The organism is Clostridium chromiireducens, assembly GCF_003575225.1.
GTDB classification, from domain to species: Bacteria; Bacillota; Clostridia; order Clostridiales; family Clostridiaceae; genus Clostridium; species Clostridium chromiireducens.
The window spans coordinates 16880-38451 of record NZ_QXDJ01000001.1; the positions used below are offsets into that span (position 1 = coordinate 16880).

General features: G+C 30.0%; 18 protein-coding genes and 1 other annotated feature. Of the genes, 3 read left to right on the forward strand and 15 right to left on the reverse strand.

Translation table 11 applies throughout. The annotated features are described in order from the left end of the window. Positions 1-86: 86 nt before the first annotated feature. Together D2A34_RS00060 and mntR are read right to left on the reverse strand one after the other, a co-directional pair. A complete protein-coding gene (locus D2A34_RS00060; RefSeq protein WP_119365351.1) occupies positions 87-1073 on the reverse strand; it encodes a cation diffusion facilitator family transporter in 987 nt (328 codons plus the stop codon). Positions 1074-1220: 147 nt separating this feature from the next. Next, the gene (mntR, locus tag D2A34_RS00065; protein WP_119365352.1) at positions 1221-1691 is read right to left on the reverse strand and encodes a transcriptional regulator MntR; all 471 of its coding nucleotides are present in this window, start codon (positions 1689-1691) and stop codon (positions 1221-1223) included. Positions 1692-1913: 222 nt separating this feature from the next. Here mntR and D2A34_RS00070 point away from each other — a divergent pair, with 222 nt between their 5' ends. Together D2A34_RS00070 and D2A34_RS00075 are read left to right on the forward strand one after the other, a co-directional pair. Continuing rightward, positions 1914-3209, forward strand: coding sequence for an Nramp family divalent metal transporter (locus D2A34_RS00070; RefSeq protein WP_079438365.1), 1296 nt, complete (start codon positions 1914-1916; stop codon positions 3207-3209). 260 nt (positions 3210-3469) lie between these two features. Then, complete coding sequence (locus D2A34_RS00075; protein ID WP_079438366.1) at positions 3470-4354, forward strand: PHP domain-containing protein; 885 nt, start codon at positions 3470-3472, stop codon at positions 4352-4354. Positions 4355-4431: 77 nt separating this feature from the next. Here the strand turns inward: D2A34_RS00075 and D2A34_RS00080 are convergent, their stop codons facing one another. From D2A34_RS00080 to D2A34_RS00135, 13 genes are all read right to left on the reverse strand, one after another. Further along, the gene (locus D2A34_RS00080) at positions 4432-5637 is read right to left on the reverse strand and encodes a glycosyltransferase family 4 protein (RefSeq protein WP_119365353.1); all 1206 of its coding nucleotides are present in this window, start codon (positions 5635-5637) and stop codon (positions 4432-4434) included. 165 nt (positions 5638-5802) lie between these two features. Continuing rightward, the gene (locus tag D2A34_RS27370; RefSeq protein WP_278336978.1) at positions 5803-5931 is read right to left on the reverse strand and encodes a hypothetical protein; all 129 of its coding nucleotides are present in this window, start codon (positions 5929-5931) and stop codon (positions 5803-5805) included. Next, positions 5928-6407, reverse strand: a complete 480-nt coding sequence (locus D2A34_RS00085) for a glutathione peroxidase (RefSeq protein ID WP_119365354.1) — start codon at positions 6405-6407, stop codon at positions 5928-5930. The genes D2A34_RS27370 and D2A34_RS00085 overlap by 4 nt, the downstream gene beginning before the upstream one ends. A gap of 509 nt (positions 6408-6916) precedes the next feature. Further along, positions 6917-8914, reverse strand: coding sequence for a fructose-1,6-bisphosphatase (locus D2A34_RS00090; protein WP_119365355.1), 1998 nt, complete (start codon positions 8912-8914; stop codon positions 6917-6919). 409 nt (positions 8915-9323) lie between these two features. After that, entirely contained in the window at positions 9324-11258 is a 1935-nt protein-coding gene (locus D2A34_RS00095; RefSeq protein WP_182629283.1) for an ABC transporter ATP-binding protein, read from the reverse strand. Next, positions 11245-12984: an ABC transporter ATP-binding protein gene (locus D2A34_RS00100; protein ID WP_119365356.1), complete on the reverse strand. Its 1740-nt coding sequence runs from the start codon at positions 12982-12984 to the stop codon at positions 11245-11247. The genes D2A34_RS00095 and D2A34_RS00100 overlap by 14 nt, the downstream gene beginning before the upstream one ends. A gap of 57 nt (positions 12985-13041) precedes the next feature. After that, positions 13042-13473: a MarR family winged helix-turn-helix transcriptional regulator gene (locus tag D2A34_RS00105; RefSeq protein WP_119365357.1), complete on the reverse strand. Its 432-nt coding sequence runs from the start codon at positions 13471-13473 to the stop codon at positions 13042-13044. A gap of 287 nt (positions 13474-13760) precedes the next feature. Beyond that, positions 13761-15038, reverse strand: coding sequence for a serine--tRNA ligase (gene serS / locus D2A34_RS00110; RefSeq protein WP_119365358.1), 1278 nt, complete (start codon positions 15036-15038; stop codon positions 13761-13763). Between the two features lie 66 nt (positions 15039-15104). Continuing rightward, positions 15105-15333 (reverse strand) — a binding site (T-box leader). Positions 15334-15554: 221 nt separating this feature from the next. Next, positions 15555-16667 (reverse strand): sensor histidine kinase, encoded by a 1113-nt coding sequence (locus tag D2A34_RS00115; protein WP_119365359.1) that lies wholly within the window; start codon positions 16665-16667, stop codon positions 15555-15557. Next, positions 16657-17349 (reverse strand): response regulator transcription factor, encoded by a 693-nt coding sequence (locus D2A34_RS00120; RefSeq protein ID WP_119365360.1) that lies wholly within the window; start codon positions 17347-17349, stop codon positions 16657-16659. Before D2A34_RS00120 ends, D2A34_RS00115 begins: the two co-directional genes overlap by 11 nt. 50 nt (positions 17350-17399) lie before the next feature. After that, the gene (locus tag D2A34_RS00125; RefSeq protein ID WP_119365361.1) at positions 17400-18116 is read right to left on the reverse strand and encodes a M15 family metallopeptidase; all 717 of its coding nucleotides are present in this window, start codon (positions 18114-18116) and stop codon (positions 17400-17402) included. 296 nt (positions 18117-18412) lie between these two features. After that, a complete protein-coding gene (locus D2A34_RS00130) occupies positions 18413-19066 on the reverse strand; it encodes a YczE/YyaS/YitT family protein (RefSeq protein ID WP_079438377.1) in 654 nt (217 codons plus the stop codon). 559 nt (positions 19067-19625) lie between these two features. Continuing rightward, on the reverse strand, positions 19626-20498 hold the full coding sequence (locus tag D2A34_RS00135; RefSeq protein WP_119365362.1) for an AraC family transcriptional regulator: 873 nt from the start codon (positions 20496-20498) through the stop codon (positions 19626-19628). Between the two features lie 284 nt (positions 20499-20782). Here D2A34_RS00135 and D2A34_RS00140 point away from each other — a divergent pair, with 284 nt between their 5' ends. Beyond that, positions 20783-21523 carry an SDR family oxidoreductase gene (locus D2A34_RS00140; RefSeq protein ID WP_119365363.1) on the forward strand — a complete coding sequence of 247 codons (741 nt, stop codon included), beginning with the start codon at positions 20783-20785 and terminating at the stop codon, positions 21521-21523. Positions 21524-21572 lie beyond the last annotated feature (49 nt).

The following is a 21572-nucleotide window of genomic DNA, read 5'->3' on the forward strand; positions in this document are numbered from 1 at the left end:
AAAATTAATTAAATATAAAAGAGGTATTTCAAGCTAACTATAAAAATCTTGAAATACCTTCTTCTCTTAGATTATAAAATATTATTTTATATCTTTGTACTTTGTATAGTTATAGCATTCTTCTCTTTCTTGCATTTATCTATGCACATATTGCAACAATAATTATGATCTGGCTTACTATGAAAACAACTTCCACAAGTACACTTTTCAAATTGTATTGTAGAATGTTCTATATTAAATTTATCTTTTAACAAATGTTGTATTTCATGCAATTTCCGCTCACAATTTTCAATAGTACATTCTTGTATTGAAACATGTGCTGTCATAGACAAAATTTCTTTGGATAAACTCCAAATATGAACATCTGTAACTTCCATTATACCACCTAAGTATTTAATTGATTTTTTTACTTCATCAATTGAAATCTCTTCAGGTGCCGCCTCTAAGAGTATTTTAGTGCATTCAATAGTCATTTTAAGTGAATTTTTTAAAATTAAGCAAGCCAATATAGCACTAAGTAGTGTGTCTACTCCTGATAGGTGTGTGAAGTAAATTACTATACCACCAATAAGTACTCCTATATCTGACAACGCATCCCCTAGAAAATGTAGGAAAACACTTTTTACATTCATATTATTAGAATTATCTCGAAGATTTAATACTACTATAGTATTTACTAAGAGTCCTAGAATTGAAAAAATAATCATGCCTTCTGGCTGCACATCTATAGGATTAAAATATCTAACTATAGCCTTATAAAAAATATATATAGAAATAAGAATTAATGAAATATTGTTTATTAACGCCGTTAATATACTAAATCTATAATAACCAAAAGTGTACCTATCATCCGCAGCTTTAAGTCCAATCTTAAGTCCCCAGAAACTCAATATTAACGAAGCTATATCTGTTAATAAATGCCAGCTGTCACTAAAAAGTGCAAGGCTGTTTGTAAATAGAGCCCCTAAAAACTTACCAATAAAAATAATCGATACTCCAACAATTGTGAGAAATAATTTCTGCTCACTTTGTTTAAACACATGTTCTGTCACTTGAGGAGTGTTTTTATTCATCTTGCGAACCTCCAAATTTGAATAAAGTTAACGTTCATTCTGAAAAATCTTTTTTCAATGAGTAATTTATGTTATATATACAAAATTGCTACCAACGTTAACTTTTTTGTCTGCTTTTTTACAATTATAAAAATATATTTAACAATTTTATTTCAAAGATTTTTTATAACTTTCAAACTCCTTGACTATATCGGGATTCCTCTTCATAAATTCCACAAAATCTTGAAAACATCTTGCTGTTTGTTTACTTATTGTGTGTTCAATTTTTTCTGTTTCATCTAATATTTCAGAATCTGGAACTTCTAACATTTTCAAAAAACTCTCAATAATATTGTGCCTATTAAGAAGTGTTTCTCCAAGGACTCTTCCTTTTTCTTCAAGTATTATAATGCCATACTTTTCATATTTTAAAAGCTTTAATTCTGCTAGTTTCTGTACCATCCTTGTTGCTGATGGAGGCTGGACATTAAGGGCACTTGAGAGTTCATGAACTCTTAAATATCCTTTCTTTAAATATAACCTATATATCATTTCTAGATAATCTTCCATTGATGCAGTGAGTGTACTATCTTCTTTTTTCATATATTCATTAAAAGTGTAAAAATCATCTTTAATCACATTCTCACCTACTTTTCATCATTATCTGCTTAATGAATTATATGCTTGAATGGTGAAAAAGTTACTTTTCTGTAACATTTATAATCTAACTGCATAACTTATATTATAAAGAAAGTTAGCCTAGGCTAAAAAAGTTAATTAATAGTAACTATCTTAACTACATATAAGATAAAAAGATTTAATCACATATAAAAAATAAAATTAGAAAGGTGATGTATTTTCTTGGAAAACGAAAGAAGTTTAAGTGGCACTGACTTATCTGTTACTGATCTTATATCTGTGAGAAGAAGAAGTGCTAAAGTAAGTAAATTTAAGCAGCTCTCAAAATATTTAGGGCCAGCTTTCGTTGTAAGCGTGGCATATATAGATCCAGGTAATTTTGCTACTAATATTAGCGGCGGCTCAAAATTTAACTATTCACTTATTTGGGTAATTTTATTTAGTAATTTGATGGCTATCTTTTTACAAACAATGTCAGCAAAACTCGGAATAGCAACAGGCCATACTCTTCCCGAAATGTGTGCAAAAGTATTTCCTAGGAGTGTAAATTGGATGTTTTGGATTGTTGCAGAAATAGGTGCCATGGCAACCAACTTAGCAGAATTTCTCGGAGCAACCTTAGGATTGTATCTATTATTTAATATACCAATGGTATATGCAGGACTTATTACAGGAATATTAACATTTTTGATTTGTTATATGGAAAAATATGGACAAAAAACTATTGAAATAATCATATCAGTTCTTGTTGCAGTAATTTGTATTGCATACACAGTTGAACTATTTCTAGCTAAACCTGATTGGGCTCAAGTAGGCATACACACAATAATTCCATCAATGCCTAATAGTGAAGCTTTATTTATTGCTGTAGGAATGCTTGGTGCAACAGTTATGCCTCATGTAATATACCTACATTCGCATTTAGTTCAGCATAGATGTACTGATTTATCAGATGAAGGAAAACTTAAACATTTAAAAATGGAAAAGATTGATGTCACAATTGCTATGAATATTGCCTTTATAGTAAATGCTGCAATGGTTATAGTTTCTGCTGCTGTATTCTACAGCAATGGTGTTGCTGTAGATTCAATGGAACAGGCTCATAAATCATTACAACCATTATTAGGTTCGCTATCTAGTGGTGCTTTTGGAATAGCATTACTTGCGTCAGGTTTATCATCCTCCGCCGTTGGAACAATGGCTGGCCAAACTATTATGAGAGGTTTTGTAAACTTAAGCATACCAGAAAATGTTACAAAACTAATAACTATGCTGCCTGCGATAATAATAATTGCTATTGGCGTAAATCCAATGACTGCTCTAGTTTTAAGTCAAGTAGTTTTAAGTTTTATACTTCCATTCCCAATAATACAAATGCTAATTATAGCTAAACGTAAAGATTTAATGGGCGTTCTAGCAAACAAAGGCTTTGTTAGGGTTTTAGGTGTTTTAATAGCTGCCATAATAATAGGATTAAATATGATTCTCTTATATCTCACATTTACAGGTCAAGCATAATATCAATGATTAGGGAGTATTTTGTGATTGAATGTGTTAATTAATATATTAAATAAAAAAACTCTTCTTTGGGGTGATTTTCGCCTTAGAAGGGTTTTCTTCTCGCACTTAAATTCTTATTTATTAAAAGTCCTAATTACATTTATATATTTATAATCCTGAGTCATCACCCAATTGATTCCTATCCCACCATGAATTTGCTACAATTAATAAAATCATATAAAATATAATATACAAATGAAAATAAGGAGATGTAATTAATGATAGATTTACATATTCATACAACTTCATCAGACGGTTCCGATGAACCAAAAGACATTCTTATTATGGCTCAGAAATTAAAACTAAAATATATATCAATTACAGACCATGACTCTGTTAATGCATATGAAAAACTAAAAGATATTAAAGTAAGTGATTACTTTAATGGAAATATTATTCCTGGCTGTGAGTTTTCTGTTGTACACAATGGTAAACCGATTGAGGTATTAGGATATGGTTTAGACTTAGATATGATTAATTCAATGGGAATTGTTTCAGATGAGAAATTTCTTGAAAGAGAAAATACATATCTAAAGAAGATTATGGAAGTATGCAGAAACCTTAATATTAAATACAGTAACGATCTATCTATAACTGGTAAATATTTCGCCACTCAGATGATTCATGCTGATCTTAGAAAATATCCTGAAAATGAAAAACACTTTACTAAAGAAATTTGGGAAAGTCTAAATGCATTTTATAGAACTTGTGTAAATAATCCAGATAGCCCATTTTTTCTAGACCAAATGAAGAGTTATCCTACAGTTCCTGAAATAGCCGATACTATAAAAAAGGCTGGCGGCAAATCTTTCCTTGCCCATCTTTATGGATATTTTGCTGATGATCATAGAGAATTTTTAGATTCAATTATATCATTAAACGAACTTGACGGGATTGAATGCTACCACTCACTTCATTCAATTGATAAGACAAAGTGCTTACTTGATTATTGCGATGAAAATAACCTCTATAAATCTGGCGGAAGTGATTATCATGGAAAACTTAAACCCAATGTTAAACTTGGCGAAAGCATTTCTGATGGAAAAATACCTTACGAAATATTAGAACCTTGGCTCCCAAATAAAATGTATTTCGATAGATAAACAATATGAACTTAAATTTACGTGATGACTTACCGAAATTAAAAACCGTATCAGATTTTTTGATACGGTGATTAGTGTTATTTTATCAATTTAGGTTCAATTAAATTTGCTAAGGTAATGCTCACTTCTTTATTACCACCTATATGACGATAATATTTATCCAGCACTCTGCTTGCAAAAATATCACTTGAGTATTCATCAGCTTTTGAAACAGCTGCCTGCCTCATTCTATCGCCTAATGCTCTATTTTTTAATATTTCACTTACATAATATATAAATTCATCTTTTTCTTTATATACATAACCGTTTTTTCCAGATTCTATTACGCTGTCTATGCAAGGATCATATTTACAGACAACAGGACATCCACTGCTTAATGCTTCAATATAAGTTAATCCTTGAGTCTCACTATTTGATGCAGTAACAAATATTTCAGATATTTTATAGTATTTATATATCTCCTCGCTACTTATCATTCCTGTAAAAACAACATTTCTCTCAATATTTAATCTCTTTGCTTCTTTTTTTAAATCATTTAAATATGGTCCTCCACCAACAATTAAAAGTTTAATATTTTTAAATTGCCTTATAATCTCTGGTAAAGTCATCAAAATCTCGCTTATATTTTTTTCTACGCCAATTCTCCCAATGTAAGATATAATTCTATCTTCATTATAAAGATGTAGTTTATTAATAATCTCCTGTTTTTCTTTTTGTGATATTTCCTTTTTAAATCTACTTAAATCTATTCCTGTAGGAACTACGTATATAGGTTTATTTACTTTATATTTCAACAAGATCTTTCTAGTTTTTTCTGTTGGAGCAATAATACCATCTAAACTATTTAAAAGTAGTTTAGTTATTTTTACTGATACATTTTTATTAATTATCCTTCCACGAAATAAATAATTTAGGTAATGTTCATACATTGTATGATATGTATGAATATGAGGAATATTTAATTTACGGGAAATGTATTTAGATACTATCATCATAGAGAATTCCGTTTGCGAATGAATAGTGTCGGGTCCCCAATCAATTATTTTCTTAATAAGTTTATTATGCAGTAGGAAATTGATTATTCTAGCCTCAGGGTAAATTCTGATTTTAATAGATCTTAAATAATATACATCTTTCTCAACTTTTTCTTCACCAGTATGCGACAATGTTAAAATTCTAACTTCGTGCCCTTTATTTTTTAATTCTTTATATAAATTGTTTACCGAAGTAACAATCCCATTTATCATAGGAGAATAAGTATCTGTTGTTATTAAAATCTTCATTTATTTAGCCCCCTATAACCATAAAACTATCTTAAAATAATTACTCTAACATAATACAAATTTAGCATTTCTACAAATCTAGAAATCAAACCTATCTAATAAAATTTATTTTACATCCTTTAAACATATACATGTTTGAATAAATAAATTGAATTACGTAAATTTTTATTTTCTCTTTTGCACATCTACATATGAAACTGCTAATAGAGCTTCTATATTGCCTTCACCTGGTGACACACTTTCTCTTAGTACGAATACTCCATCTATCACTATTTCACCATTTTTTAGTATCAATTTTTTAATAATTTTTCAATATCTCCTCTTAATTTTGATGGTTTGGTTATAGGCGCATATCTTTTTACAACATTTCCTTCTGAATCTATTAAGAATTTAGAAAAATTCCATTTTATCTCTTTATTTAAAATTCCTTTAGCCTCATTTTTTAAATATTTATATAGTGGATGTGCATTTTCTCCATTTACATCTATTTTCTCGAACATTGTAAAGCTAACTCCATAATTTATTAAACAGAATTCACTAATCTCCTTGTTATCACCTGGATCTTGACTTGCAAATTGATTACATGGGAATCCAATAATTTCAAGACCTTTATCCTTATAATCTTTATATAATTCTTCTAACTCCTTAAACTGAGGTGTCAATCCGCATTTACTTGCAGTATTTACAACTAAGACCACCTTGCCTTTGTACTTCTCCATTTTAACTTCTTGCCTATTCATTTTTTTTGCTGAAAAATCATAAAAATTCATATTAACTCTCTCCTTCTATTTCTATTTAATATTTATATAAATTAAATTTAATTCAATGTATTCAGTTAAAAATATATTAGTTGATATTCATTAAAATTAAATTTCAACTAATCACATAATAATTATTTTAATATTAAGTTTTAATAAATTAAATTTACCAAAACCAATTCTATAAACATAGTATATATTCTCAAGTTCAAATTGTCAATCAACACTTTATCCGCTAGCTAGCATCCCCTCTGGAATATAGATAAAAAACATATAACTTAGACTTATGTGGTAACTTACCGAAATTATAAACATTTTTATTTAGAAAAACTATTAAAATATTGCTGAAGGTTCTAAATGGCTGGTAGTCCCATTTCTGCATACTCCCAATTTCATTTTGACAAGCAGTAAATGGAACAGCCATATTCTATAGCAAACCGAAACAACAGAGTACCTTCTCTTTCATTTGGTTGTATTATAAGCTCAAAATATACATTGTGTATTTATATACCTCGAGAGTGTTATCTTTGTTCTTTAATAATTCCCTTTCTATAGGCGTCTAGAAGTAATTCCAAATCTTTTATCTGATGTTTCAGTTCTTCACCTATATCTGTATCTCCAACACGCTTTCTTTCAACTTGCTGTTCTAGCACTAATGTAGTTGAAAGAATATCTTTCTCTTCTTCAATAGCTTTTTGAGTAGATTCGAATGGTTCATGAGATACTAATAAAAGGCCATATGAATTATATATAAGTGTATATCCCGCTATTCCTGTCTGAGCTTGATAAGCTCTTGAGAATCCTCCATCAATAACTAAAAGCTTTCCATTTGCCTTTATAGGACTCTCCCCCTTTTTTATTTTAACAGGTACATGTCCATTAATTATATGAGAGTCATTTGGATCTAACCCAAATTCTTCAAAAATCATATTGCAGGCCTTCTCATCATCTTCTAATTCGAAGTAGTAATTTTTCTTTTCAAGGTGGGTTTCCTCATCATTAATAAAATATCTTTCAAAAGTAGTCATTTTATCTTTTCCAAAAAGCGGTGAATCAACTCCGTTCCATAAATACCAAGTTATATCCATACCATATAATTTAGCTTCAGGGTTATTTTTATAGAAATAACCTTCCCTAACTAAAATTTCTAATCTATCTAAATAAGCTTTTCCACTGTATTCTTGACCTGAAGCGCCTATCCTCACCCTTTTAAAACTTCTATCTTCATTAAGTGGAATACATCCATGGTATAGTAAATTCGAATTATGTTTTAAATACATACTTCCTTTTGCCAAAAGAAAGCTAACATGTTTTTGAAGCCTTTCACTATTTAAAAATGAAGATTTGAGCTTCTCAACAAGGTCTTTTTCTTCTGGAATTAACTCATATGGATTGCTAGGGTTTATTGTTGGAAAATTTGTATCATTTAATTTGTATATTTTCCCACCTAAATTGAGTGTTCCTTCTTTATAATCTATATTATTTAATAAAAGTCTATCCTCCATCTTAAAATATGGACGTCTATTAATTATTTCACCCTCTAATTTAAATTGTACTATTGTTATAGCTTTATGCATTTTTGCCATAAGATTTAAATCTTTATCCGTATAATCATTTCCATTTTCAATCTTAGGTTTAAAAGCCATACAATCATCATCGCTATAAAAATCGATTGCAAAAGTTGCAAGTGGAAGCAAATTTATACCATAACCATCCTCTATGGTACTTAAATTAGCATATCTAGCACATGTTCTAATTACTGTAGCAATACAAGCTTCACTTCCACCTGCTGCCCCCATCCAAACTATATCGTGATTGCCCCATTGAATATCCACAGAGTGATAATTTATAAGAGTATCCATAATAATGTCTGGACCAGGACCTCTGTCAAATATATCACCTATAATATGAAGCCTATCTATTACTAAGCTTTGAATTAACTTAGAGAGTGCAATTATAAATTCATTAGCTCTCCCAACTCTAATTATAGTTTTTATTATTTCATTATAATATTCCTCTTTATCTAACTTATCAGGCTGTTCATGTAAAAGTTCTTCGATAATATATGCAAAATCCTTTGGTAAAGCTTTCCTTACCTTGGAACGAGTATATTTTGCAGACACATATCTGCAAATTTCAATAAGTCTATATAAGGTAATTTTATACCAATCCTCAATATTAGGTTCACTTTTTTGCGCATATTCTAATTTTTGCTCTGGATAATATATAAGAGTAGCTAGACTTTTCCTACCCCTTTGGCTCAATGTATTTCCAAAAATCTCATCTATCTTTCGCTTTATAACTCCTGAAGCATTTTTTAATACATGGATAAAGGGTTCATACTCTCCATGTATATCCGACAAGAAATGTTCAGTACCTTTTGGAAGATTTAAAATTGCTTGTAAGTTAATTACTTCTGTACAAGTATCAGCTATTGTTGGATACTGATTCGATAGAAGTTTGAGATATCTAAGCTTATCATCAAATTCTGTATTGAAATTTTCTTCAATATAAGGCATTATATTTCCCCCCTCAAGCTTTCTTAAAATTCATCATTAATATTAAGTGCCTTGTAATTTTAATCCACTTATATTGTATACTATTAAACAATAACTTTTACAATATAGTATACTTTTAAATAAAAGTATATCACATAAACCATGAGAATGTTAAGCTATTTATTCTTTATAAATAGCTACCTTCGCAAGAAATATATAACTTATATATTTTTCTTTATTGTGCATATTTTTTCTTCGCTCACAAAATCCTATCATTTTTACTCATAAAAAATTCTCATAACAACGCTTATATCAATGTTGTTATGAGAAATATTCATTTTTATAATCATATGATTATAGCTTTTCAATTATGTTTCTTCTAAATAATCTGCGGTTATAAATTTATACCTATACTTTACTTAAATACTCTTTAAGATAGTTCAAAAGCACCAGTATATAATTGATAGTACTTACCTTTTTGCTCAATTAAATCATCATGATTTCCTCTTTCAATAATTCTACCTTGATCTAAAACCATAATTACATCAGAGTTTTTGATTGTAGAAAGTCTATGAGCAATTACGAAAACTGTTCTTCCTTTCATAAGTTTATCCATACCGTCTTGAACAATCTTTTCTGTTCTTGTATCTATACTTGAGGTTGCTTCATCTAGTATTAAAACAGGTGGATCTGCAATAGCAGCTCTAGCAATTGTTAGCAGCTGTCTTTGCCCTTGCGAAAGACTGCCACCATCTCCTGTAAGCACCGTATCATATCCTTTTGGAAGATGTCTTATAAATGTATCTGCATTTGCAAGTTTAGCTGCTGCACGTACTTCTTCTTCAGTTGCATCTAACTTTCCATATCTGATGTTATCTGCAACTGTTCCTGTAAATAAATGTGCATCTTGAAGTACTATTCCAAGGGAGCTTCTCAAATCGTCTTTTTTAATTTTATTAATATTAATTCCATCATATCTAATCTTACCGTCTTGAATATCATAGAATCTGTTAATTAAGTTTGTGATAGTTGTCTTTCCTGCCCCTGTTGCACCTACAAAGGCAATTTTTTGCCCTGGATTAGCAAAGAGCTTTATGTTGTGAAGTATAATTTTTTCATCATTATAACCAAAATCAACATCGTCAAATACTACTTCACCAAGAAGCTTTGTGTAAGTAACGCTGCCATCTTCATGAGGATGCTTCCATGCCCATATTCCAGTACGTTTTGTAGATTCAGTTAGTTCTCCATTTTCATCTTCAGTTGCATTAACTAAAGTTACATATCCTTCATCAGTTTCTTTTTCTTCATCAAGAAGCTTAAAGATACGTTCTGCCCCAGCAAGTGCCATAATTACAAAGTTAAATTGTTGTGCCATTTGGTTTACTGTTTGGCTGAAAGTCCTTGTTAGCTGCAAGAATGATGCAAGTGCTCCAATAGTAAATCCTGCAAATTCTCCAATAGCAATAACAGATCCTAAAATAGCAACAGTTACATAGTTTATATAACCAATATTATTCATAACAGGCATTAAAGCATTTGCATATTTATTAGCATTATTGGCACTATCACAAAGGGCATCATTTAATTTATCAAAGTTAATCCTTGCTTCTTCCTCATGACAGAATACTTTTACAACCTTTTGCCCTTCCATCATCTCTTCAATATAACCATTTACTGCACCTATATCTCTTTGCTGAGCCCCAAAATATTTTCCACTCTTCGCTCCAATGAATTTAGTTACATTTATCATTATAAAAATAATTACAATTTGAACTATTGTTAATGGAATACTTAAAAAAATCATTGAAATAAATACACTAACAACTGTGATAATTGCTGATAATAACTGTGGAATACCTTGGCTTATCATCTGTCTTAATGCATCAGTATCATTTGTGTAAAGGCTCATCACATCCCCATGGGCATGTGTATCAAAGAATTTAATTGGTAAAGTTTCCATATGGGCAAACATATCATCTCTTATCTTCTTAAGAGAACCTTGAGATATTATAATCATTATACGACTGTATACATAAGTTGCTAAAACTCCAACAAGATAAATTGTTGCCAGTGTAATAATCATTTTGAGTAGAGGCCCAAAATCAGGGGCTCCAGATATCTTCAAAAGCGGCGCTATATAATCATCAATTAAATTTCTTAGAAATAATGTACCTATAACATTGGCAAGGGAACTTATAATAATTGTTACTAATACAATGAAAAATAACCCCTTATATTCTTTAAGAACATAAGCTAACAATCTTTTCAATGTTTTTAAAGAATCTTTGCTAACTTTGGCATGACCACGAGGGCCACCTGGTCCACGCATAGCTCTAGGCTTATTAGCATTATTTTGACTCATTATTATCAGCTCCTTTCACTTGTGATTCATAAACTTCACGGTATATATCATTTGATTTTATTAATTCTTCATGATTACCAAATCCATCTATTTTCCCATCGTTTAATACTATAATTTTATCTGCGTCTTGCACTGAAGAAATACGTTGAGCAATAATAATCTTTGTAGTATCAGGTATTGTCTCAATAAATGCTTTTCTAATAAACGCATCAGTTTTAGTGTCTACTGCACTGGTAGAATCATCCAAAATTAATATTTTAGGTCGTTTAAGTAATGCTCTTGCAATGCACAATCTTTGCTTTTGTCCTCCTGATACATTTGTTCCACCTTGTTCGATAAATGTATCATATTTATTAGGAAGATTTTCTATAAACTCCTCTGCTTGAGCATGTCTACATGCATTGATTATTTCTTCATCAGTTGCATTCTTATTTCCCCATCTTAGATTTTCTTTTATTGTTCCAGAGAATAAAACATTCTTTTGTAACACCATTGAAACTTCATCTCTAAGAGTTTCTATATCATAATTTCTAACGTCAACTCCACCAACTTCAACTGTTCCATTAGTAACATCATATAATCTTGGAATAAGCTGAACAAGGGTTGATTTTGCACTACCTGTTCCCCCTATAATACCTATAGTTTCCCCAGAATTAATCTCTATGTTGATGTTCTCTAAAACTAAGTTGTCCTTATCTTTGCTGTAACTAAAGTCAACATTATTAAATGTTATAGATCCATCCTTAACTTCATAAATAGGATTTTCTATATTTGCTAAGTCACTTTTTTCTTCTAAAACTTCTATAATTCTTTCAGCAGATGATTTTGACATAATTACCATTACAAACACCATTGAAAGCATCATAAGACTAATTAGTATATTCATTGTATAAGCAAATAAGCTCATCAATTCCCCAGTTGTCAACGATTTTGAAACAATCATCTTTGCTCCAAGCCAAGATAAAAGTAAAATACAAACATATACAGTAAACTGCATTGCTGGTGCATTAATTATTATTAATTTCTCAGCTCTCATGAAATATTTATATAAGGTTTCTGAGGCTTTATAGAACTTACTAGTTTCATGTTCCTCTCTTACATAAGCCTTGACAGCACGGATTCCAGTTAAATTTTCTTGAACGCTTGCGTTTAAGTCATCGTACTTCTTAAATACTTCTACAAAGTACGGATGTACTGTTGTCATAATAAAATATAATACAATACCCAAAAATACTATGGCACCTAAAAATATTAAAGCTAATTTAGAATTAATATAAAAACTCATAACCATAGCAGAGATTAACATAAACGGTGACCTAACAGACATTCTTGTTATCATTTGGAATGCGTTTTGAACGTTTGTTACGTCTGTAGTTAATCTAGTTATAAGCCCTGCTGTTGAATACTTGTCTATATTTGAAAACGAGTAATTCTGTATATTATAATACATTGCTTTTCTTATATTCCTTGCAAAACCTGTTGATGAGCTAGCTGCATACTTTCCAGATAATACACCAAAAGCCAGAGATAAAAATGCTGCTATTATCATTGCTGTCCCAATAATAGTTACATATTTCATATCTCCTTTTCCTACTCCATTATCAATGATTAATGCCATCAAAAATGGAATGATTGTTTCCATCACTGCCTCTAAAGCAACATATACAGGAGTGAGAATTGTATCTCTTTTAAATTCTGCTATATAGTTTGCTAATTTTTTTATCATAATTTTCCTCCCCCTTTGTTAGGTTTCTAACTAATAATCTAAAAAAAATTGCATTTCTTAATCTGCAATTTTTTTTGATAATCTATCAATTAATGAGACGAATATATTCATTTCAGCCTCACTTAATTCATCTCTAAGAGATTTTTCAAATCTTTGTATAAAACTATGCACATGATTATGAATCTCTGTTCCTTTTTCAGTAATCACTATTTTCTTAAGTCTAGCATCCTCAGAAACGCTTACCCTCTTAATGAAGCCGTTCTTCTCCATTAATTGAAGCACGCTAGTTACTGAAGAACGTCTAATATCAAGATCTTCTTCTATATCTTTCTGAAATATATCTCTTGCATTAGATTCATGACATATAAATGCAAGTATTCTGCCTTGAACACTTGTTACACCATATTGTGATGCCTCTTTATCTATTGCCCTATGAATCCTCTTCGCGAGTTTATTTATTTTCTTTCCAATGTGTAGCTCATTCTCCATCGCTATGCTCCTATCAACTTGTTAGACTTCTAACTATTATTAGTCTAAATCAGATTTCTGTTTTTGTCAATATAGTTATATTTTTATAACGATATCATTTTTATATATAACTAATTTATAAATTAAACAATTTTATCACTCTATTTAGCTCACCACAATTTTGTGGTCAGTACTCTAAATATTATAATACTAAATTTAATACACTTATCAATTAAATAAGTAAAAAAAATCATGCACTGATGCTTTTTCAGCTTCTCATTGCATGATTTTAAATTTTTTCAGCCTTATTATTTAATTACTGTCATTCCACCCATGTATGGTTGTAATGCTGTTGGAATATTTATTGATCCATCTTCATTTAAGTTATTTTCTAAGAAAGCAATAAGCATTCTTGGTGGTGCTACTACTGTGTTGTTTAGTGTATGAGCAAAGTATTTTCCATCTTTGGCATCAACACGAATTTTTAAACGACGAGCTTGTGCGTCACCTAAGTTAGAGCAGCTTCCCACTTCGAAATATTTCTTTTGTCTTGGAGACCAAGCTTCTACGTCAACTGATTTTACTTTTAAATCTGCTAAATCACCTGAGCAGCATTCTAAAGTTCTTACTGGTATATCTAAAGAACGGAATAAATCTACTGTATCTTTCCACATTTTTTCATACCACATCATGCTGTCTTCTGGTTTACATACAACGATCATTTCTTGTTTTTCAAATTGGTGAATTCTATATACTCCTCTTTCTTCTATACCATGAGCACCTTTTTCTTTTCTAAAGCAAGGTGAGTAACTAGTTAAAGTTTGAGGAAGTGCAGTTTCAGGTAATATTGTATCTATAAACTTACCAATCATAGAATGTTCACTTGTTCCGATTAAGTATAAATCTTCACCTTCAATTTTGTACATCATAGCATCCATTTCTGCGAAACTCATAACACCAGTTACAACTTGGCTACGAATCATAAAAGGTGGAATACAATATGTAAACCCTCTATCTATCATAAAGTCTCTAGCATAAGAAATTACTGCTGAATGAAGTCTAGCTATATTTCCCATTAAGTAATAGAAGCCATTACCAGCTACCTTTCTAGCACTGTCTAAATCAATACCGCTTAATTTTTCCATTATATCAGTATGATATGGAATTTCAAAATCTGGAACAACTGGTTCACCGAATTTTTCTACTTCTACATTTTCACTATCATCTTTACCAATTGGAACACTTGGGTCTATTATGTTTGGAATAGTCATCATGATAGTTTTAACTTTTTCTTCTAATTCTTTTTCTTTAACGTCTAACTCAGCCATTCTTTCTGAATCAGCATTAACTTTTTGCTTAATTTCCTCAGCTTCTTCTTTTTTACCTTGAGCCATCAAGCCCCCAATTTGTTTTGATAACTTATTTCTATCAGCTCTTAAAGCTTCTACTTCTTGTTTAACTTTTCTTAGTTCAATATCTAATTCTAATACTTCATCAACTAACCCTAACTTATTATCTTGAAACTTATTTTTTATGTTTTGCTTTACAATCTCTGGATTTTCCCTTACGAATTTAATGTCTAACATTTTGTTACCTCCTGGTTAAATATAAATTATTGAAATAAAAAACCGCCCCAAATATATAAACATATATATTGGGACGGAATAATCCGCGTTGCCACCCAAATTGCTGATAAATAATATAAATCAGCCACTTCATTAGTAATATAGAGGTTACTAACCTTTATATTTAGGCACAAATAAAATTGTGCTTTATCATATACAGCTCCAAAAGTGGAAAGACTTAACCTTTCACCGATTCTCACCAACCATCGGCTCTCTGAAGAAATTTATAAATCGTAGTTTTTATCATCGCTGTTTAATCTAATTATTTTATTATTCAATATCTGTTATGGATATTTTGTCTAATATATTGTTTATTATGTTCATATATACAATTTAATTAGATTTTTATTAGTATAATCAAATTTATATAAATCATACTCTCTAATTATATATTCATTTCAAGAAAATTTCAAGTAAATGCTTATATAAGAATTTGCAACCATTTAAAGAAGCATATTTTACAAATTATTTTATTAACTACATAGTCATATTAATTGGTAGTTTAACCTCAAATACAGTTCTTTCTCTATCACTATAGGCTGAAATGATTCCACCATGTAGTTCAATAATATTTTTTGTTATTGCTAGACCGAGTCCAGATCCAACAATACTGCTATTTCTTGACTTTTCTACCCTGTAAAATCTGTCAAATATATAAGGCAAATCTATTGATGATATTGATTGACCATAATTTATAAGCTGAACTACCGCCATTTTATCCTCAAGCTTTGTTATTACATCTACATAAAAACCATCTTTACCATATTTAATTGCATTAGACAATAAATTTTCAAATGCTCTAACTAATTTTCCTGCATCTGCATTTATTATTAATTTATCATTTGAAAAATTAATTCTTGATTGCATATCTGCACTTATAAATTGATATTCAAAATAAGCAACTACCTGACCTAATAATTCAACTAAATTAATTGTAGTTTTATTTATATTAATACTGTTATTCTGCATTTTAGTAAGCTCAAACAAATCATTTATAAGCAAATTTAACCCCTTGGCTTTTTCATATGCTATATTTGCATAATATCTTAATCTTACCTCATCTTCATATTTATCATTATCTATAATCTCTAAATATCCTATTATTGAAGTTAATGGAGTTCTTAAATCATGAGAAACATTAGTTATTAAATCATTTTTAGTTTGCTGTGCTCTTCTTTCTTCTAATGTTACATCTTTAAGCTGCTTTGCTATACCATTTATATTTTCTACTAATTTTCTAATATCGCCTTTTGATTTAACTTCTATTATTCTATCCAAATCACCATTAGACATTATTTCAGTTTCATCCATGATAGATACTAAACTCTTAGTTTTTCTATATGTAATAAGCAAATAGAATATTGTAAATAGAAACACTTGAATAATTATATAGATATTGTCTCCAAATATATTATTCTCAATAATGCGCCAGAATTTAAAGATATAATTAATGAGTTGAATTTTTGTGTTTATATATAAATAAACTAATATTTCACTACTTACAAATAATGTCATATACATCAATATTACAGAAACTAGAACATCAGAGAGCGACGTTAACCAATATTTATATAATCTTTTATTTTTCAATTTTATAACCAACTCCCCATACTGTATGAATTATCTTATTTCCTTCCATGTATTGTTCTATTTTATCCCTAATTCTACTCATATGCACCATAATAGTATTATTAGATTGATAATATCTTTCTTTCCATACCTTTTCAAAAATTTCCTCTCCACTAAAAACTTTTCCCCTATTTGTGGCCAATAAATATAAAATATCAAATTCCCTTGCTGTTAAATCCACCTCATTACTATCTATTGCCACCTTATGCTTGCTCTTATCTATAACCATTGACTCAATTCTTATTATGTCATTTGAAACTTGCATTTTATTATTTAAAAAATATGCTCTTCTAAGTAGTGCTCTTATTCTAACCGTAAGTTCTAAATGATTAAAGGGCTTACATACATAATCATCTGCACCAGTCATAATTCCTTGTATCTTATCCATATCTTCACCTTTTGCACTCAGCATAAGAATTGGAATACTATACTTTTCTCTTACTCTTCTGCAAACTTCTAATCCGTCCATCCCCGGCATCATTATATCTAAAACAATTAAATGAATGTCTTCTTTATCTAATATTGCTAAAGCTTCTTCTCCGTGACTTGCTTTAAAAACATTATATCCTTCGTTTCTAAGATTTATTTCTAATAAATTTCTTATTTCTTTCTCATCGTCTACTACAAGAATATTGTTATTCATTTATGCCTCCACTTCATATAATTATTGTTATAAATATTATTTTAGTATATTTATTTCCCTAAGTATTCCTCTAAGGTTATTTCGTTATCATAGATGTATTTAGCGGCATTCTTTCCAACATATCTAATATGCCATGGCTCATATTCTATACCGGTTATACTCTTCTTTCCGTAAGGATATCTTATAATGAAACCAAATTTATAGCAATTTTCTGCGAGCCAGTTTGCTTCCTTTGTTCCTTTTATTAAATTCTTATCTTGATTAGTAATATCAATACATAATCCTGTTTGGTGTTCACTAAATCCCGGCTTAGCTACGTATGCATCTGCAAGTTTCTCTCCCTGCGACTTCACTCTGTTACTGTATGTATTTTCTTGAGATTTATATGATCTGTAACCTGAGTTACCAAACAATATTACCCCATCCTTTTTAGCGGAATCTACTAATTCTTCTAAAGGTTTTTCAATGATTCCAGCTACATGTTTTTCTTCCTGGCTCACGCCACTAGCAAACGATATATCTGGTATAGTTAGACTTTCAGGTTGATAATACTTACCTAAACCATGTTCGCTATTTACTAATACCAATTCTTTATCTATGTTAATATTATCTGCATCTGATGATTTATCCTTTTCGCTTAAATAAAGTTTACTTCCTGCACTTCTTATGCCTTTTAAATTTAATCCCAACCCTGCATACTGTATTATATACCAAGTCCCACAGATTGTAATAATAACTATCAAAAAATTCCTAAATCCATTTTTCATATTTTCTACTCCCCTCTAAATATCATAATTTTATTTTAGAAGGTAGAGCTTACAACTCTTATAAAAATTTCTTAAGAAATCTTAAGTTTTATACAACCCCAATAATACACCTAAAATATTAAAGCCCAACTCTAGAAAATCCTATTTGAGTTGGGCTTTAAATTAGTTCTTTTAACACTTATATGAGTCACCTAATATAGTGTTAAAAAGCTATATATAATGTTTATTCTATGAATTATCCTCTTATCCCATAATAAATCAGAATGAGGAAAATTCGCGTATCTTCCTTTATGTCCTTAGTTGGTTATGCACTCGTTAACAAATTTAAATCCTTCTTTTATATTTCTATGTTTCAACTGCCTTATATCAAATTTAAACAACTTGTAAATCAGCTGCACACAATACCCAATTCCAAATGCAGTAACTAATGTTCCAACACCAACAAATCCTCCTAATATCCAGCCGATAATTAAAGCACCCATTTCTATACAAAATCTTATTATACTTACAGGCTTGCCTGTACGCTTTACTAGTGCAATCATAAGTCCATCTCTTGGACCACATCCCATTTCACATCCAATATACAAATAGCTTCCTATAGCGGACATAAATAGGCTTCCTATCATCATTAATATTCCCATATATACATTATCACAAACAGGAATGATTTTAGCATATATAATTAGATCAATGAAACACCCAATTACTATCATATTTGCAATAGTTCCAAGTCCTACTTTAAGACCTAACATACTAGTAATTATTACAATAACTACTCCAACGGCAATACTAGCCTGTCCTATAGTTAAGCTCGTTACGTTTGTTAAACCTTGATGAAATACATCCCAAGGGCTTAATCCTAAATTAGAATTTAGAGCCATTACTGTTCCGCATGCGCATAAAAAAAATCCAAATGTTATCTTAATTATAAGTCCTAATAATTTATTCATACTTCTCCTTTTTTATAAGTCTCTTTCTCGTTGAATAATAGAAATATCTAATATTCCAATACATTCTCAATTGACTATTAAGTTAATTTTTTAATTAATAGTCAGTTTACACCAATGTAATTAAAAATTCAAACTCATTTAAGCTTATTTTCTCTTATGAAATAGTTAACAAAAGGTAGTATAGTTTTATTTTCTAATTCTTTAAAGAGTGTATTCTTTTATTCATGAACCCATTTACTCATATGAATTGTTGTAAACTAAAAAAGACCATCTAGTATTCTAGATAGCCTAAATATTTGCTGCTGAAAAAAGGATTTATTATATCTACAGAATCAAATTTCTATTTTTCTTTGTCATTATCTGTGTTATAAATGGCGTTACAGGCTATTAATACAATACAAACAAAAATAACTACCGCCAACATATTTATCCCCTCTTTAATATATTATCCCTTAGTAAATTATATTAACGATAAGTTATTTTTGTTACCGTAAACGATTATTTATGTGTAATTATACTATAAGAACTATTTTTATTCTATTCTGCTCAATTTTTTCTATTAATAATAAAAATCAACTGTAAGTGATTGCCGAAGGTTTTTTACATCACTAATAGGGGGTAACCCAAACATTCTCGCATATTCACGGCTGAACTGGGATGGACTTTCATATCCAACTTTAAATGCCACCTCTGCTGCTTCAGCTATTTCTGAAAGTAGAAGACGACGTGCCTCCTGCAAGCGTATTTGCTTTTGATATTGAAGCGGACTCATCGCTGTTACTTTCTTAAAATGATGGTGTAGTGATGAAGGACTCATGTTTACTATCTCTGCTAAGTCATCAATGCGCAATGGCTTAGATATGTCATCATTAATATATTTAATTACTTTTGCTATGGATTGTGCATTGCTTCCTTTGTTTACAAATTGCTTTATTAGATATCCTTGATTATCCTGTAAAATGCGATAGAGAATTTCATGTATAAATAAAGGTGCAAGCACTGGTATATCATTTGGCGTGTTTAAAAGATTCACAAGTCTTATTACAGCATCCAAAAGCTGCGTACTTGTCTTGCTCACAAGCATCCCTCTCACAGAATCACTCTTTTCGCTTAAATCCTTATTAACTTCTTTTATGATATCTAGAATTTGATCTGAACTAAAACTAAGTCGAGCGCATAAGAAAGGGCATTCCTTAGAAGCGTGAAGAATTCTACCAGTAATGGGCAATTGAACTGAAGCTACAAGATATGAATTCGAATCATATTTATAAGTCTCTTCTCCTAATAATACAAGTTTTTCTCCCTGCGCAATTATACACAAAGAAGGTTCATAAATATTGTGTAACGGCTCTTTTATATCTGATGCACGAATAAGGTCTAAAGATGGAATTGCAGTGGATGTAAATCCATCTTTATGTGCAAAACTATTTATTAATAGTGCAAGCTTTTTTTCTGTTCAATTATCTTGCTATCAATTTCTAATTCATTCATACTATTTTCTACACCTTCCACTGTAAATTATATTAATTATATTATTCTTTGCAGGATTAGGCAATAATCTTCTACTAATGAACTACCTCTAGATGCTTTTCTTATCCTATAATTTTATTAAGGAATGCAACAATATATCTTGTAAATGTTAATTATTATGAGAAAAATTCAATCTATTTAAAATTTACGATACAAGTAAGTCTATTAATGAAAGGAAGATTATAAATGAACGATTTAGAAGGAAAAGTAGCAATTATAACAGGGGCATCTAGAGGAATAGGCAGTGCCATAGCTAAACAATTAGCTGATTTAGGAATCAAAGTTGTAGTAAATTACTCTAGCAGTCCGGAAAAGGCACAAGAAGTAGTGGATTATATTATTGAAAAAGGTGGAGAAGCTATTGCTATTCAAGCTGATATACGAAATATAGCAGAAATCGAAAAATTATTTTCTGAAACAATTCAAAACTTCGGAAAATTAGATATACTTATTAATAATGCTGGTGTAATGAAAAACACATTATTATTAGACTTAACAGAAGAAGAATATAATAGACATTTCGATATAAATGTTAAAGGAACCTTTTTTACTTGTCAGCAAGCCATGAAGCTTATGGAGACTAACGGCAGGATTGTTGATTTCTCTACCTCTGTAAATGGAACTATGATTCCAAGCTATAGTCTTTATGCTGCTACCAAAGGAGCTGTTGAACAAATAACAAGGCAGCTATCAAAAGAATTTGCACCAAAGCAAATTACTATAAATGCAATAGCTCCAGGTCCAGTTAATACTGAACTTTTCATATCTGGAAAAACACCGGAACAAATTGAGTTTAATAAAAATCTTAGCTCATTTAAACGTCTTGGTGAACCTGAAGATATTGCTAATGCAATTGAATTTTTAGTTAGCAAAAAATCTCAATGGATGACAGGCCAAACTATTCGCGTTAATGGCGGCTTTAATTAATGATTTAGAACTACTGACCACAATTTTGTGGTCAGTAGTTTTGCTACAA

Coding starts and splice junctions, on each gene's coding strand:
- D2A34_RS00125 (WP_119365361.1), bottom strand. CDS start 18,116: ATGAAAAATGGATTTAGGAATTTTTTGATAGTTATTATTACAATCTGT.
- D2A34_RS00075 (WP_079438366.1), top strand. CDS start 3,470: ATGATAGATTTACATATTCATACAACTTCATCAGACGGTTCCGATGAA.
- D2A34_RS00085 (WP_119365354.1), bottom strand. CDS start 6,407: ATGAATTTTTATGATTTTTCAGCAAAAAAAATGAATAGGCAAGAAGTT.
- D2A34_RS00140 (WP_119365363.1), top strand. CDS start 20,783: ATGAACGATTTAGAAGGAAAAGTAGCAATTATAACAGGGGCATCTAGA.
- D2A34_RS00130 (WP_079438377.1), bottom strand. CDS start 19,066: ATGAATAAATTATTAGGACTTATAATTAAGATAACATTTGGATTTTTT.
- D2A34_RS00090 (WP_119365355.1), bottom strand. CDS start 8,914: ATGCCTTATATTGAAGAAAATTTCAATACAGAATTTGATGATAAGCTT.
- D2A34_RS00105 (WP_119365357.1), bottom strand. CDS start 13,473: ATGGAGAATGAGCTACACATTGGAAAGAAAATAAATAAACTCGCGAAG.
- D2A34_RS00100 (WP_119365356.1), bottom strand. CDS start 12,984: ATGATAAAAAAATTAGCAAACTATATAGCAGAATTTAAAAGAGATACA.
- D2A34_RS00120 (WP_119365360.1), bottom strand. CDS start 17,349: ATGAATAACAATATTCTTGTAGTAGACGATGAGAAAGAAATAAGAAAT.
- D2A34_RS00060 (WP_119365351.1), bottom strand. CDS start 1,073: ATGAATAAAAACACTCCTCAAGTGACAGAACATGTGTTTAAACAAAGT.
- serS (WP_119365358.1), bottom strand. CDS start 15,038: ATGTTAGACATTAAATTCGTAAGGGAAAATCCAGAGATTGTAAAGCAA.
- D2A34_RS00095 (WP_182629283.1), bottom strand. CDS start 11,258: ATGAGTCAAAATAATGCTAATAAGCCTAGAGCTATGCGTGGACCAGGT.
- D2A34_RS00080 (WP_119365353.1), bottom strand. CDS start 5,637: ATGAAGATTTTAATAACAACAGATACTTATTCTCCTATGATAAATGGG.